At 62.5% G+C, this 14,780-nt stretch carries 12 protein-coding genes and 1 other RNA gene; all 13 read left to right on the forward strand.

Annotated elements, in window-relative coordinates; all coding sequences use genetic code 11:
* The first annotated feature begins 47 nt into the window (after positions 1 to 47).
* The 13 genes from AC1DOG_RS01840 (at position 48) to ftsW (ending at position 14,778) form a co-directional block, all read left to right on the forward strand.
* On the forward strand, positions 48 to 704 hold the full coding sequence (locus AC1DOG_RS01840; RefSeq protein ID WP_477926882.1) for a lytic transglycosylase domain-containing protein: 657 nt from the start codon (positions 48 to 50) through the stop codon (positions 702 to 704).
* 117 nt (positions 705 to 821) lie between these two features.
* The gene (locus tag AC1DOG_RS01845; protein ID WP_477926598.1) at positions 822 to 2,009 is read left to right on the forward strand and encodes an FAD-dependent oxidoreductase; all 1,188 of its coding nucleotides are present in this window, start codon (positions 822 to 824) and stop codon (positions 2,007 to 2,009) included.
* Between the two features lie 12 nt (positions 2,010 to 2,021).
* Positions 2,022 to 3,218: an NAD(P)/FAD-dependent oxidoreductase gene (locus AC1DOG_RS01850; protein ID WP_477926599.1), complete on the forward strand. Its 1,197-nt coding sequence runs from the start codon at positions 2,022 to 2,024 to the stop codon at positions 3,216 to 3,218.
* A gap of 49 nt (positions 3,219 to 3,267) precedes the next feature.
* An RNA gene (rnpB, locus tag AC1DOG_RS01855) (RNase P RNA component class A) lies at positions 3,268 to 3,663 on the forward strand.
* 823 nt (positions 3,664 to 4,486) lie between these two features.
* A complete protein-coding gene (gene mraZ / locus AC1DOG_RS01860; protein WP_018897559.1) occupies positions 4,487 to 4,927 on the forward strand; it encodes a division/cell wall cluster transcriptional repressor MraZ in 441 nt (146 codons plus the stop codon).
* Between the two features lie 14 nt (positions 4,928 to 4,941).
* Positions 4,942 to 5,967, forward strand: a complete 1,026-nt coding sequence (gene rsmH / locus AC1DOG_RS01865) for a 16S rRNA (cytosine(1402)-N(4))-methyltransferase RsmH (protein ID WP_289726798.1) — start codon at positions 4,942 to 4,944, stop codon at positions 5,965 to 5,967.
* Between the two features lies 1 nt (position 5,968).
* On the forward strand, positions 5,969 to 6,367 hold the full coding sequence (ftsL, locus tag AC1DOG_RS01870; protein WP_112980912.1) for a cell division protein FtsL: 399 nt from the start codon (positions 5,969 to 5,971) through the stop codon (positions 6,365 to 6,367).
* Positions 6,368 to 6,369: 2 nt separating this feature from the next.
* Positions 6,370 to 8,121, forward strand: a complete 1,752-nt coding sequence (locus AC1DOG_RS01875; RefSeq protein ID WP_113198351.1) for a peptidoglycan D,D-transpeptidase FtsI family protein — start codon at positions 6,370 to 6,372, stop codon at positions 8,119 to 8,121.
* A 67-nt stretch (positions 8,122 to 8,188) separates the two neighbouring features.
* Positions 8,189 to 9,649, forward strand: coding sequence for a UDP-N-acetylmuramoyl-L-alanyl-D-glutamate--2,6-diaminopimelate ligase (locus tag AC1DOG_RS01880; RefSeq protein ID WP_477926600.1), 1,461 nt, complete (start codon positions 8,189 to 8,191; stop codon positions 9,647 to 9,649).
* The gene (locus tag AC1DOG_RS01885; RefSeq protein WP_477926601.1) at positions 9,646 to 11,079 is read left to right on the forward strand and encodes a UDP-N-acetylmuramoylalanyl-D-glutamyl-2,6-diaminopimelate--D-alanyl-D-alanine ligase; all 1,434 of its coding nucleotides are present in this window, start codon (positions 9,646 to 9,648) and stop codon (positions 11,077 to 11,079) included. The genes AC1DOG_RS01880 and AC1DOG_RS01885 overlap by 4 nt, the downstream gene beginning before the upstream one ends.
* Positions 11,080 to 11,101: 22 nt before the next feature.
* On the forward strand, positions 11,102 to 12,202 hold the full coding sequence (gene mraY / locus AC1DOG_RS01890) for a phospho-N-acetylmuramoyl-pentapeptide-transferase (protein ID WP_047505803.1): 1,101 nt from the start codon (positions 11,102 to 11,104) through the stop codon (positions 12,200 to 12,202).
* Between the two features lie 7 nt (positions 12,203 to 12,209).
* Entirely contained in the window at positions 12,210 to 13,622 is a 1,413-nt protein-coding gene (gene murD / locus AC1DOG_RS01895) for a UDP-N-acetylmuramoyl-L-alanine--D-glutamate ligase (RefSeq protein ID WP_477926602.1), read from the forward strand.
* A 1-nt stretch (position 13,623) separates the two neighbouring features.
* Positions 13,624 to 14,778: a putative lipid II flippase FtsW gene (ftsW, locus tag AC1DOG_RS01900; protein WP_026282825.1), complete on the forward strand. Its 1,155-nt coding sequence runs from the start codon at positions 13,624 to 13,626 to the stop codon at positions 14,776 to 14,778.
* Positions 14,779 to 14,780: the final 2 nt, after the last annotated feature.

Below are 14,780 nucleotides of genomic sequence, written 5' to 3' on the forward strand. Positions count from 1 at the left end.
ATTTCATTTATACGCAGCTTTTCTTTTGCTTGGAGTATCTGGACTACATGAGAAAGATTTTTTCTGCTGTGGTGTGCGCCAGCACACTGCTGATGGGATTCAATTGCGCAAACGCAGGCGAATGGGGCAATAGAGCGCAAGCGACAGAGACGACGCAGACACTCAAGACGCAAAAGACAGAGAAGGCCAAAACGGCCGAAGTGGCCTCGAAGAAGGCTCCGAAAGTTCACAAGACCCAGCGGGTGCAGAAGGTCGCCAAGACCGATAAGGCCCAGAAGACCGTGGCACTGAATACCGTCGACCGTACGTCCGGTTTTGCGATGCCCGACATGCCCGGTAGCAAGTACGCGGCGATCATCGTCAAGTACGCCAAAGAGTACAACGTCCCGGTCGAACTCGCGCATGCCGTGGTTCGTGTCGAAAGCAACTACAATCCGAATGCTCGCGGCAGCGCCGGCGAAATCGGCCTCATGCAGATCAAGCCGGCGACGGCTCGCATGATGGGTTATTCTGGTTCCAGCAAGGGTCTCTTCGATCCGGATACCAACATCAAGTACGGCATGAAGTATCTGGCAGCGGCGCACACGCTTGGTGGCGGCGAGACCTGCGATACCATCCTCAAGTACAATGCCGGCCACGCGGCGACCCGCATGAACCCGGTTTCCAAGGCCTATTGCGGCAAGGTGCTGGCGATGATCAACTGATCGCCAGCGTGGATAGCCACGGGCGAAAGCGCTTGTGGCTGAATCACCTGAGGGCATGACTTAACAATATGATTCAACTTGCAGATCGTGCTATCTCACCTTGAAACGAGGTGAGACATGGCATGTGATTTCAAGGCGATCATAATCGGGCGCGGCATGATGGGCGCGGCTGCGGCCCGGCATCTCAGCGCTATGATCGAAGGGGTGGCGCTGATCGGCCCGAGCGAGCCTGTTGAGCGCAAGAGCCACCACGGCGTGTTCGCGAGCCACTATGACGAGGCGCGCATTACCCGCACCTTCGACGACAATATCGTCTGGGCGACGCTCGCCGCCCGTTCGCTCGACCGTTACGCCGAGATCGAGGCGAAGAGCGGCATCTCCTTCTTCACCGAAGCCGGATGCCTGTTCGCCGGGCCGGTGCCGCAACCGGGGCAGGGCTATCTCGGACGCGCGATCGAGGTCTCCGACGGGCTCGGCGTCGAGTATGAGGTGCTGGATGCGGCGACCTTGCGCCAGCGTTTTCCCGAGTTCACGCTGAGGGAGAGCTTCAGTGGCTATTACGAGAAGCGCCGGGCCGGCCATGTCAATCCGCGCGCCCTGGTGCGCGCGCAGACTGCGCTTGCGGAAGTGGGTGGCGTCACCATCATCGATGCGACGGTAACCAGTGTCCAGGATGCCGGCTCGCATGTCGAGGTGAGCGTCGGCGACCGCACCTATACGGCCGAGCGCGTGCTTGTCGCGGCCGGCGGTTTCAGCAATTTCAACCAGCTTCTCCCCGCGCCCGTGGATACCCGCGTCGCGGCGCGAACGGTTGTGTTCTACGAGCTCGGCGAGCGCGAAAAGGCGATCTTCGGCGGTATGCCGTCGAGCATCGTGTTTGGCGACAGCGACGAGGACCACGTCTATATTCTCCCACCGGTGCGTTATCCCGACGGCAAGACCTATCTGAAGCTTGGTGGCGATACCGAGACGCGCAGCTTCGACACGCTTCAGGATGCCGGCGCCTGGTTCCGGTCGGATGGCGACCCTGCCGAGCGCGATCTGCTGGTGGCGACAGCGCTGGAGTTGATGCCTGATCTTGCCGGTTGCCCGGTGACGTCGGCGCCCTGCGTCGCGACCTTCACGCCGACCGCCTATCCCTATGCCGGTTTCACCTCCTCGCCACGCATCGCGGTGCTGACCGGCGGCAATTTCGTTGCCGCGAAGTCGTCCGACGAACTCGGGCGGCTCGGTGCGGTGCTGCTTGCGGAAGGCGAGCTCGGCGAGGCCGATTTCGGCCGGCAGCTGACGCCTTCTTTTCGATAGATCGGGACGGTCATGAGCGTGGATTTCAAATATATCATCGTCGGTCGCGGCATGATGGGCGCTGCCGCCGCCCGGCATCTGGCGAAATCGACCGATGGCGTGGCCGTCATCGGCCCGGACGAGCCTCAGGATCGCAAGCGGCATGACGGCGTCTTCGCCAGCCACTACGACGAGGGGCGCATCACCCGCACCATCGATCCCGACCGCGACTGGGCGCTTCTCGCCAATCGCTCGATCGGACGCTACGCCGAGATCGAGCGGGAGAGCGGCGTTTCCTTCTACACGCCCGCCGGCTGCCTTGTGGTCGGCCCGGCGCGCGGCGGCCCGGATGGCTATGTCGAGCGGACATCGGCTGCTGCCAGGTCGCTCGGCGTCGAGACGGCGCTGCTCGACGATGCGGGCCTGAAGGAGCGGTTTCCGTTCTTTGCCTTTGCCGACGGAACCGAGGGTGTCCACGAGCAGACGGGCGCCGGCTACATCAGCCCGCGCAATCTTGTCAGGGCGCAGTCGATCGCCGCCGAGAAGGCCGGGGCTTCCATCATCCGCGAGGTCGCGGTGTCGATCCGGGACGAGGGCGGTCTGATTGCCGTCGAGACGGCTGGTGGGAAGACATATTGGGCCGAGAAGGTGCTGCTCGCTGCCGGCGGTTTTTCCATTGCGGAGAATCTCTTGCCGCAGCCTGTTGATCTGAAGGTTTATGCGCGCACCATCGCCTTCTACGAGGTCGACGAGGCTGCCGCCGCGCGGTTTGCCGGCATGCCGTCGCTGATCTCGCACGGCGTCGATGGTCTTGACGATTTCTACATGCTGCCGCCGATCCGCTATCCCGACGGCAAGGTCTACATGAAGATCGGCGGCGATCCCGATGATGTCAGGCTGGAGCGCGAGCCGGAGCTGCGGGACTGGTTCAAGACCGATGGGCGCGAGAGCGTGCAGTCGCATCTGACGCGGTTGATCGAGCGGGTCGTGCCGGAGCTGCGGCCGGTCTCCACGTCAAGCGGCTCCTGCGTCGTCTCGTTTACGCCGAGCGGGCATCCGATGATCGGCTATACCGCGTCGCCCCGCGTCGGCGTTCTCACGGGCGGTTGCGGCACGGCTGCCAAGAGTTCCGACGAGATCGGCCGGCTCGGCGCGTTGCTCTTGCTCGAAGGTCGAATCAACGGACAGGGCTACGCGACGGATTTCAAACCGTATTTCCGCGAAGCCTGACGCGATATTTTGTTGGCATTCGCTCCCAGTCTCGGTTAAGGGAGCCGGGCCAGTTGGCCGGGCAGCCGCGCTTTACCAATGTCGAAAGACGGTAGGGTGAGGAAAGTCCGGGCTCCACGGAAACACGGTGCCGGATAACGTCCGGCGAGGGCGACCTCAGGGAAAGTGCCACAGAAAGCAAACCGCCTGCTTCGGCAGGTAAGGGTGAAAGGGTGGGGTAAGAGCCCACCGCGTCTCCGGCAACGGCGATGGCAAGGTAAACCCCACCGGGAGCAAGACCGAATAGGGATGACGCGGGCGGCGCAAGCCGTCCGGCTGGTTTCCAGGCCAGTCATCCGGGTGGGTTGCGAGAGGCAACGTGCAAACGTTGTCCCAGAGGAATGGCTGCCACGTTCCGGTTTCGGCCGGAGCCATACAGAACCCGGCTTACAGGCCAACTGGCGATTGTCTTTTCATCGACGTCCATACGATTTCACTGGCCCTTATGGGCTCAGTGAGACGTTGGCGGCTGGCGAAGGCACTCCTCGCAAACCGTGCTGCTCAGCGAAAGTGCCGACCATCTCTTGAGTAGTTTTCCACAGTTTACGCACTGAATTTCAGAAGTCATGCCGACTTTCTTCAGTGGAGGCTGAGTATTCGGCGACTTCATTCCAGCCAACATTCCCTTGAAGCTAAAACTCGCCATGGATTTTCTCCGTGCTTTCTTAGTTTGTTCTGCAAATGGATATGTTTTTGTCTTTGTGTATGCATGATATCTAAAATACATTATTTTCCGTTAACGACATAGTAGGCATAAGACGCCGGATGAACACATGCGGGTGAACGGGGAGGTGGCTTGAGGTGCTCATGGCCAGATGTGCATTTAAAGTTGAGTTTTGTGATTTTCACCTGCGCGGCGTGTTCGAATTCATTTTCCGCAACCGGGGATGTTTTTCGCCACGCGCTGCGGTGTCGCTTTGGGGCGCTTCGGAGCCTGAGAATTCGGGCGTTCATAACCCTTTGTTAAACTTAACAGCTTATAAATTTTCGATACTGCGCTCATCGTGAGACGGGCGTTTCCCATTGACGCCCATATGGTCCCATGTTATCCCATTCCTGCACTGCGCAAGGGCAATCAAGTGCCCACCAATCGCAAAGTAAAGGCGTACTCCTCACCGGAGACGCTGGATGGAATGTCGTCCGTCCGGCTGGCGAAGCTGTGTCTGAGAAATGGGGTTCGGGGCGCCTAATCGCTGTCCGGGCTCTTTCGGGAACGGATGTTTCGTGTCATGGGCCGCTTCCTTTCACATGCGACCAACAGGATCGATTCCAAGGGCAGGGTCTCCGTGCCCGCGGCGTTTCGATCGGTGATGGCGCAGGGCAACATCCAGGATTTGTACTGTTTCCAGGATTTTGTGTTTCCGGCGATCAGCGTCGGCGGTTCGGACCTTCTCGAAAGGTTCGAGCGGCAGATCGCTGCGGAGGATCCGTTTTCGCCGGAAGCGAACGAGATGTCGCTTCTCATTCACGGGGGCGGGGTCTTCATGAAGCTCGACGCCGAGGGGCGGTTGATGGTCACGGATTTCATTCGCGACTTCACCGGTATCTCGGACGAAGTGACCTTCGTCGGTCGGGCGGATCATTTTCAGCTTTGGCAGCCGAAGGAATTTCAGGCTGTGCAGCAACGGGCACGAGAGGAGCGCAGGCTGGCGGGCAAGCGTTCCTCGTAACACGAGGGAACGGAATGGCGGCGAATCCTGGCGAAGGTTCAACTGATGCCGGTGGCGGACCGGTTCGCCACATTCCGGTTCTTCTCAACGAGGTGCTGACGGCGCTTGAGCCTGCTGCCGGCAAGGTCATTCTCGACGGCACGTTTGGCGCAGGCGGCTATACGTCAGCAATCCTGTCTGGTGGTGCCGAGGTGATCGCGCTCGATCGCGATCCGACGGCGATCGCAGGCGGGCAGGCGCTGGTCGAGGCGCATGGCGGTCGCCTGAAGCTCATTCACTCGCAATTCTCGCGGCTGGCCGATCACGCGCCCGCCGGTGGCCTCGATGGCGTCGTGCTCGATATCGGCGTGTCGTCGATGCAGATCGACGAGGCCGATCGCGGTTTCTCGTTCCAGAAGAACGGGCCGCTCGACATGCGCATGTCGGCATCCGGCGTTTCCGCCGCAGACGTCGTCAATCGTGCCAAGGTGGCCGAACTCATCCGCATCTTCCATTTCCTCGGTGAAGAGAGCCAGTCGCCGCGCATCGCGCATGCGATCGAGAAGCGCCGCGCCGAGAAGCCTTTCGAGACGACGCGCGATCTGGCGGGCCTGATAGAGATCGTGACGCCGCGCAAGATGAAGGACAAGATCCATCCGGCGACGCGGGTGTTCCAGGCGCTGCGCATCTTCGTCAACGACGAGCTCGGCGAACTCGCGCAGGCGCTGTTTGCGGCCGAACAGGCATTGAAGCCGGGCGGCCGTCTCGTGGTCGTCACCTTCCATTCGCTGGAAGACCGCATCGTCAAGACCTTCTTCTCCGATCGCGCCGGCAAGGCATCGGGCTCGCGCCATATGCCGATCGCTCACGAGCGTGCCGCGACCTTCGACCGGATCGGCAAGCCGATGGTGTCGGCAAGCGACGCGGAAGCCGAGATCAATCCGCGCGCGCGTTCCGCCAAGCTGCGTGCGGGCCTCAGAACCACCGCGCCGGCTGAAGCCGCCGACATGTCGATCTTCGGACTGCCCAACCTCGCAAGCCTCGGAAAGCTCGGAGCCTGATATGCTGAGAACCTTCGACCTCGTTCTTGTTGGCGTCATGACGGCCGCGGCCGCCGTGACCTATACGATCAAGCATCGGGCCGAACTCAAGCTCGAGGAGGTTCACCGCCTCGAAGCGGAGATCAAGCTCGAGAAGGACACGATCGATCTTCTGAAGGCCGACTGGGCGCTGCAATCGCAGCCGAACCGGCTGGAGCGGCTGGTCAACAACTACAATAGCGAGCTGCAGCTGCAGCCGACCGTCTCGACCTCGCTGGTGCATGCCAAGGAGCTGCCGATGCTGAAGGCGCAGGTGCCGGTGCCGCAGATTGCCGACGCCAAGACCGGCAAGCCGAAGCCGAAGGTCGTGGCGAAGCCTGTTGAGGAAGAAGACGAAATGACAACCGGATCTGTGGAGTAGAGATGTCATTTCTTTCACGCATCATGGTTGCCAAGAGCCAGGCTCACTTTTCTTCCGGCGTCTACAGCCGGTTCGGTGGTCCATCAGGCAACGTGTCGATCCAGGGCTCGCGCAAGAAGCGCAGCGGCCAGGCCAAGAGCCGCGTCGGCCTTCTGGCCTTCGCCTTCGTCTGCGTCTACTGCGTCATCGGCGGGCGTCTCGTCGAATACGCGGTGCGTGACCCCGACGTCGTATCCAGCATCCTGCCGCCCGATCGCCTGCTGGCGTCGCGTCCCGATATTCTCGACCGCAACGGCGAAGTGCTGGCGACCGACATCCGCACCGTCTCGCTGTTTGCCGAGCCGAACAAGATCGTCGATGCCGACGAGGCCGTCGAGAAGCTGACGACCGTGCTGCCCGATCTCGACATGAAGGGCACCTACAAGAAGCTCGCCAACCGCAATTCGCACTTTGCCTGGCTGCGCCGCCAGCTGTCGCCGAAGCAGCAGAGCCAGATTTTGGCGCTCGGCATTCCCGGCATCGGCTTCCGGCCGGAGAAGCGCCGCTTCTATCCCGGTGGTGCGACAGCCGCGCATATCCTCGGCTACGTCAACATCGACAATCGCGGCGTTGCCGGCATGGAGAAATATATCGACGACCAGGGGCTGGCCGATCTCGCCATGGTCGGCATGACCAGCGATCAGCCGCTGGAGCCGGTCAAGCTGTCGATCGATATCCGCGTCCAGAACATCGTGCGCGATATCGTCGTCAACGCGGTGAAGAATTACGAGGCCAAGGGTGCGGGCGCCGTCGTCCTCGACATCCACACCGGCGAAGTGCTCGCCATGGCATCGGCACCGGATTTCGATCCGAACAACCCGCTCGAAGGCGCCAAGGAAGGCTGGCTGAACCGCATGTCGAACGGCACGTTCGAGATGGGCTCGACCTTCAAGACCTTCTCGCTCGCCATGGCGCTTGACACCGGCAAGGTCAACCTCAACTCCAGCTTCGACGCGACGCAGCCCTTGCACATCGGCGGCTTCACCATCCACGACTTCCACGGCCAGCGCCGCTGGCTGACGCTGCCTGAAGTCTTCCAGTATTCCTCCAACGTCGGTACCGCCCGCATCATCGACATCGTCGGCATCGATGCGCAGAAGGACTATCTGACGAAGCTTGGCCTGCTCACCAAGATGAAGACCGAGTTGCCCGAGGTGAAGATGCCGAGCCAGCCGAAGGTCTGGAAGAAGATCAACTCGGTGACCATCTCCTTCGGCCACGGTGTCTCGACGACGCCGCTGCAGACGGCTGTGGCCGGTGCGGCACTCGTCAATGGCGGCAAGCTGATCGAGCCGACCTTCCTGCCGCGCAATCGCGACCAGGCCGATGAAGTGGCCGAAGTGGTCGTCAAGAAGAGCACCAGCGACGACGTGCGCTATCTCTTCAAGGTCAACGGCGTGAAGGGCTCCGGCCGCAACGCCGATGTTCCCGGCTTCAACGTCGGCGGCAAGACCGGTACGGCCGACAAGGTCGTCAACGGCCGCTACGCCACCAACCTCAATTTCAACGCCTTCCTGGCGGCATTTCCGATCGAGAACCCGCAGTATGTCGTGCTGACCTTCTGCGACGAGCCGCACAATGGCGAAAAGGGCCAGAACATCGCGGCTTATACCGCCGCGCCGATGGTCAAGAACATCATCTCCCGCGCGGCGCCAATCCTCGGTGTGGAACCGAAGTTCGGTGACGACGGATCGGCCATGTTGGTGTCTTATTGAGTCTGGATGAATGTCGCAGCCGATTCGCCATGGGGGCTCGACGGCTCGAGAGAAAAGTGTGCGTTCGATGAAACTGAGGGACATCGCCGGAAATGCGTTTCCGGAATTGAAGGAAGAACTGAACGGCCCGGTGGGCGCGCTGGAGATTTCCGGCCTTTCCGCCGACAGCCGCAAGATCGCGCCCGGCATGGCCTTCGTGGCTGTCGCCGGCACCAAGGCTGACGGCGCGGGCTTTATCGCCGACGCTGCCGCGCGCGGTGCCGCAGTCGCGATTGCCTCGCATCCGACGCAAGCCTCCATTCCCGTTCTCGTCGTCAGCGAACCGCGCCGCTTCCTGTCGCTCGCAGCCGCGAATTTCTACGGCAAGCAGCCCGAGACCATGGTCGCGGTCACAGGAACCGCCGGCAAGACGTCGGTCGCCTCCTTCACCCGCCAGATCTGGGCCTTTGCCGGTCACCCGGCCGCGATGATCGGCACGACCGGTGTCGTCTCGCCGACCCGCAACGATTACGGCTCGCTGACCACACCCGATCCGGTCTCGCTGCACGCGCTGCTGGCCGAACTGACCGACGAAGGCGTGACGCATGCCTCGATGGAGGCGTCCAGCCATGGTCTCGACCAGTCGCGTCTCGATGGCGTGAAGCTCGCCGCAGCCGCCTTCACCAATCTCGGCCGCGATCACATGGACTATCATCCGACGATCGAGGACTACATGGCCGCCAAGATGCGGCTCTTCGATACGCTGCTGCCCAAGGGCAATCCCGCCGTGATCTTTTCCGACGACGCATGGTCGGAGCAGGCGATCAAGGCGGCGATCGATTCAGGACATGTGGTGCGCACGGTCGGCCGGAAGGGCGAGTATCTGACGCTGAAGCGCGTCGAGCATTTCCGCCACAAGCAGGTTGCCGAAATCCACGCCGAGGGACAGATCTTCGAGGTCGACATTCCGCTTGCCGGCGATTTCCAGGTTGCCAATGCGCTTGTCGCCGCCGGCCTTGCCATGTCCACGGGCGTTCCAGCCAAGGTCGCGATGGCCGCGCTTGAGAAGCTGCAGGGCGCTTCGGGGCGCCTCGAGCTCGTCGGCCATACGAAGGATGGCGCGCTCGCTTATGTCGATTACGCCCATAAGCCGGATGCGTTGTCGAATGTGCTGGAATCCGTGCGTCCGTTCACGACGGGCCGCGTCATCGTCGTCTTCGGCTGCGGTGGAGATCGCGATCGTGGCAAGCGGCCGATCATGGGCGAGATCGCCTGCCGGCTCGCCGATGTGGTTGTCGTCACCGACGACAATCCGCGCTCGGAAGAGCCCGCATCGATCCGCGCCGAGATCATGGCCGCGGCCCCTTGCGCCACCGAGATACCCGACCGCGCCCAGGCGATCCGTGAGGCGGTCGCCATGCTGAACTCCGGCGACACGCTGATCGTGGCCGGCAAGGGGCATGAAGAGGGGCAGACGATCGGTGGCGTCACGCTGCCGTTTTCGGATCACGCCGAATTGCGCAAGGCTTTGGAGGAGCTGAAATCGTGAATTGGCTTTGGACAACGCAGGACATGATCACGGCCATGGCCGGGCGCCCGTTCGGCACCTTGCCTGAAGGGATTACCGGGATCGCGATCGACAGCCGTTCGATCCAGCCGGGTGAGGCCTTTTTCGCGATCAAGGGCGATCGGGTAGACGGTCACGACTACGCGTCGATGGCGATGGCCAATGGCGCGGCGCTGCTCGTTGTGAGCGAAGCGCGGCTGCCGGCGATGGGGCGCCTGACCGTGCCGATGATTGTCGTCGAGGACGTCTTGGTTGCGCTCGGCAAGCTCGGGCTTGCGGCGCGGGCTCGTTCGCGTGCCCAGATCATCGCCATCACCGGCTCCGTCGGCAAGACGACCACCAAGGAGATGCTGCGCCGGGTTCTGGCGCCATCGGGCAAGGTGCATGCGTCGGTCGCATCCTTCAACAATCACTGGGGCGTGCCGCTGACCCTCGCGCGCATGCCGCTCGACACCTATTTCGGTGTCTTCGAAGTCGGCATGAACCACCCGGACGAAATCCGTCCGCTGGTCAAGATGATCGAGCCGCATGTCGCGGTCATCACCACGATCGCGCCGGCGCATCTCGGCAATTTCAAGAGCATCAAGGAAATCGCGACCGCCAAGGCCGAGATCTTCGAGGGTGTCGTGCCCGGCGGCCATGCCGTGCTCAACCGCGACAACGACCAGTTCAATTTCCTCGACCGCACGGCGCAGGCCTGCGGCATCCAGCACATTCATTCCTTCGGGCAGCACGCCAAGGCCGATTTCCGCATGGCGGAGTTCAACGGCGGCGACCAGAGCTCGACCTTGTGGATCACCATCGACGGCGAAACCCATGAGGTCGCGATCGGCGCGCCCGGCAGGCACATCGCCGAGAATGCGCTGGCAGCGCTCGGCGTCGCCAGGATCGTCGGCGCCGACATGCAGGCAGCGATCTCGGCACTGGCAACGCTGCAGGCCGAAAAGGGCAGGGGGCGACGCCACAAGCTCTCGATCGGCCATGGCAGCTTCACCGTCATCGACGAAAGCTACAATGCCAATCCGACCTCGATGCGCGCGGCAATCGCGCTGCTCGCGAGCTCCATGCCGACAGGATCGGGACGGCGGATCGCCGTGCTCGGCGACATGCTCGAGATGGGCGACTATTCGCAGAAGGTCCACACCGATCTCGCCGGGCCGCTGCTTGCCGCCGGCATCGAACATGTCTGGCTCGCCGGCCCCGAGATGCTGGCGCTGAAGGAATCACTTCCCGAGAGCGTTTCGGTCGTGCATCGCGCGCAGACCGACGAACTCATCGACCACGTACTGAACTCTGTCGCGGTAGGCGACGTGCTGATGGTAAAATCGTCATTGGGCATCGGTTTCGGCAAGATTATTGCCGCGCTCCTTGACAAGTTCCCGCCATTTGCCGACACGCAACGCGAATTTTGAGCGGGTAAACAAGGGGCCCTGAATGCTGATTTGGCTAGTCGAACTGTCGGAACACCTGAAATTTCTGAACCTGTTCAGATACATTACGTTCCGCACGGGCGCCTCTCTCTTCACCTCCGCGCTGATCGTTTTCCTGTTCGGGCCGATGATCATCAACTCGCTGCGCATCCGACAGGGCAAGGGTCAGCCGATCCGCGCCGACGGGCCGCAGACGCACTTCAAGAAGGCCGGTACGCCGACCATGGGCGGCCTGATGATCTTGGCCGGCATTGTTGGCTCGTCGCTTCTGTGGGCGGATCTCTCGAATGTTTACGTCGTGGCGACGCTGCTCGTCACGCTCGGCTTCGGCGCGATCGGCTTCTATGACGACTATCTCAAGGTGAGCAAACAGAGCCACAAGGGCTTCTCCGGCAAGGCGCGCCTCGGCATCGAGTTCGTCATCGCCGGCATCGCCGTCTATTTCATGATGCGGGCGTCGCTGGCGTCGGGTCCTGCGGGTTCCACCTTCGGTTCTTCGATCGCATTCCCATTCTTCAAGGACTTCCTGATCAACCTCGGCATCATGTTCGTGGTCTTCGGCGGCTTCGTCATCGTCGGCGCCGGCAATGCCGTGAACCTCACCGATGGTCTCGACGGCCTCGCCATCGTGCCGGTCATGATCGCGGCAGCCTCCTTCGGCGTCATCGCCTATCTCGCCGGTAATGCCGTCTTCGCGAACTACCTGCAGATCAACTTCGTGCCCGGCACCGGCGAGCTGTCGGTCGTTCTTGGTGCCGTCATCGGCGCCGGCCTCGGCTTCCTGTGGTTCAACGCGCCGCCCGCCGCCATCTTCATGGGCGACACCGGTTCGCTGGCGCTCGGCGGCACGATCGGCACGGTTGCCGTCGCCACCAAGCACGAGATCGTCATGGCGATCATCGGCGGCCTGTTCGTCATGGAAACGCTGTCTGTCATCATCCAGGTCGGCTTCTTCAAGATGACCGGACGCCGCGTCTTCCTGATGGCGCCGATCCACCACCATTTCGAGAAGAAGGGCTGGACCGAAAGCCAGGTGGTCATCCGCTTCTGGATCATCGCCGTCGGCCTTGCCATGCTCGGCCTCTCGACGCTGAAGCTGCGGTAAGACGATCATGATCCCGGTCACCACGCTTTCTGGAAAAAAGGTCGCGCTCTTCGGGCTCGGCGGTTCCGGCTTCGCCACGGCGCGCGCCCTGATCCTTGGGGGCGCGGAGGTGACGGCGTGGGATGACAATCCCGATAGCGTGACCAAGGCCGCGGCCGAGGGCATCCACACCGCCGATCTGAGGACGATCGATTGGAACGCGCAGTCGCTGTTCGTGCTGTCGCCGGGCGTTCCCTTGACGCATCCGAAGCCGCACTGGACGGTCGATCTGGCGCGTGCCTCCGGCGTCGATATCGTCGGCGATGTCGAGCTCTTCGTGCGCGAGCGCCGGGCGCATGCGCCCGATGCGCCGTTCATCGCCATCACCGGCACCAACGGCAAGTCGACCACCACGGCGCTGATCGCCCATATCCTGAAGTCGAGCGGCCGCGACACGCAGCTCGGCGGCAATATCGGCACGGCGGTGCTGACGTTGGAGCCGCCGAAGGCTGGGCGGTTCTACGTCGTCGAGTGCTCGTCCTACCAGATCGATCTCGCGCCGACGCTCAACCCATCGGCCGGCATCCTGCTCAACCTCACGCCTGATCATCTCGACCGCCACGGCACGATGCAGCATTATGCCGACGTCAAGGAGCGGCTGGTTGCCGGCAGCGACGTCGCCATCGTCGGCGTCGACGACAGTCATTGCGAAATGATCGCCGACCGCATCGAGCGGGCAGGCGGCAAGGTCACGCGCATCTCCCGCCGCCATGTGCTTGCTGACGGTATCTACGCCGAGGGTACGAAGCTCATTCAGGCGCAGGCCGGTGCGGCACTTCCGATTGCCGACCTCGACGGTATCCCGACGCTGCGCGGCAGTCACAATGCCCAGAACGCGGCGGCAGCGGTTGCGGCCTGCCTTGCGGCCGGTGTCTCGGTCGAGGATATCCGCGCGGGCCTTGCGTCCTTCCCGGGCCTGAAGCACCGCATGCAGCCGGTCGGCCGGCGCGGCAATGTGGTGTTCGTCAATGATTCCAAGGCAACCAATGCCGATGCGGCAGCACCGGCTCTGTCGAGCTACGACCGCATCTACTGGATCGCCGGCGGCCTTCCGAAGGCGGGCGGGATCACGACGCTTGCGCCGTTCTTCCCGCGCATCGCCAAGGCCTATCTGATCGGCGAGGCGGCAGCGGAATTCGCAGCCACGCTCGGCGAGGCGGTGCCCTACGAGATCTCGGGAACGCTGGACCAGGCGGTCGCGCATGCAGCCGAGGATGCGGGCAAGGACGAAAGCGGGCCATTGGCGGTCATGTTAGCACCGGCTTGCGCAAGCTTCGATCAATATAAGAACTTCGAAGTCAGGGGCGATGCATTTGTGAGCCATGTGGCAGCGCTCGACGGAATCACCATGCTGATCGGTTCGGCAACAGGAGAGAAGTGACATGGTAAGTCGTGCGGAACGCGGGGCATTGGCCGATTGGTTCTGGACCATCGACCGGTTCTTCTTGGCGATGTTCATCTTCCTGATGGGCATCGGCTTCATGCTGTCGTTTGCCGCGTCGCCGGCGGTGGCCGAGCGCATCGGGCTGGAGCCGTTCCACTTCGTCAAGCGCCACGCGGCCTTCATGATCCCGTCGCTGGCGGTGATGATCGGCTTGTCGTTCCTGACGCCGCGGCAGGTGCGCCGCACGGCAATCCTTCTCCTGATCGTCGCGATCGCGATGATGCTCTTGGCGCTGTTCTTCGGTGTCGAGGTCAAGGGTTCGCGTCGTTGGGTGACGCTTGCCGGCATCTCGATTCAGCCGTCGGAATTCATGAAGCCGGCCTTCGTGGTCGTCTGCGCCTGGCTGTTTGCAGAGCATGCGCGGCAACCGGAAATCCCGGGCAATCTCTTCGCCATCATCCTCTTCGGCATGGTCGCGGCGCTTCTCGTGGCGCAGCCCGACCTTGGTCAGACCATCCTGACGACGGCTGTGTGGGGCGGCATGTTCTTCATGGCCGGAATGCCGTGGCTGTGGATCATCGTGCTCGGCGCCGGTGGCGTCGGCGGTCTCGTCAGCGCCTATTACGTCTTCCCGCACGTGGCGCTGCGTATCGACAAGTTCATGACCGGCGAGGGCGATACGTTCCAGATCGATACGGCGCGCGAAGCGATCATCCGTGGCGACTGGTTCGGCCAGGGTCCGGGCGAGGGCATCGTCAAGCGCATCATCCCGGACGCGCATACCGACTTCATCTTCTCGGTCGCGGCCGAGGAGTTCGGCATCATCTTCTGCATCGCTCTGGTACTGCTGTTTTCGGCGCTGGTGCTGCGCGGTCTGTCGCATGCCTACAAGGAGCGCAACGACTTCAACCGTTTCGCCGTCGCTGGCCTCGTGCTGCAGATCGGGATACAATCCATCATCAACGTGGGCGTCAATCTCGAGCTGCTGCCGGCGAAGGGCATGACCCTGCCGCTGATTTCCTACGGCGGTTCGTCGATGGTCGCCATCTGCGTCACGGCCGGGTTCATTCTCGCGCTGACGCGCCACAGACCGGAAAAGCGTGCGCAGGAGCGGAGCCTGTTTCGCGTCGCGCACGGCATTCCGGCGGAGTAAGA

This window comes from Rhizobium sp. 01N48 (assembly GCF_056399145.1).

Coding starts and splice junctions, on each gene's coding strand:
- AC1DOG_RS01875 (WP_113198351.1), top strand. CDS start 6,370: ATGTCATTTCTTTCACGCATCATGGTTGCCAAGAGCCAGGCTCACTTT.
- rsmH (WP_289726798.1), top strand. CDS start 4,942: ATGGCGGCGAATCCTGGCGAAGGTTCAACTGATGCCGGTGGCGGACCG.
- AC1DOG_RS01880 (WP_477926600.1), top strand. CDS start 8,189: ATGAAACTGAGGGACATCGCCGGAAATGCGTTTCCGGAATTGAAGGAA.
- mraZ (WP_018897559.1), top strand. CDS start 4,487: ATGGGCCGCTTCCTTTCACATGCGACCAACAGGATCGATTCCAAGGGC.
- AC1DOG_RS01845 (WP_477926598.1), top strand. CDS start 822: ATGGCATGTGATTTCAAGGCGATCATAATCGGGCGCGGCATGATGGGC.
- murD (WP_477926602.1), top strand. CDS start 12,210: ATGATCCCGGTCACCACGCTTTCTGGAAAAAAGGTCGCGCTCTTCGGG.
- AC1DOG_RS01850 (WP_477926599.1), top strand. CDS start 2,022: ATGAGCGTGGATTTCAAATATATCATCGTCGGTCGCGGCATGATGGGC.
- ftsL (WP_112980912.1), top strand. CDS start 5,969: ATGCTGAGAACCTTCGACCTCGTTCTTGTTGGCGTCATGACGGCCGCG.
- mraY (WP_047505803.1), top strand. CDS start 11,102: ATGCTGATTTGGCTAGTCGAACTGTCGGAACACCTGAAATTTCTGAAC.
- AC1DOG_RS01840 (WP_477926882.1), top strand. CDS start 48: ATGAGAAAGATTTTTTCTGCTGTGGTGTGCGCCAGCACACTGCTGATG.
- ftsW (WP_026282825.1), top strand. CDS start 13,624: ATGGTAAGTCGTGCGGAACGCGGGGCATTGGCCGATTGGTTCTGGACC.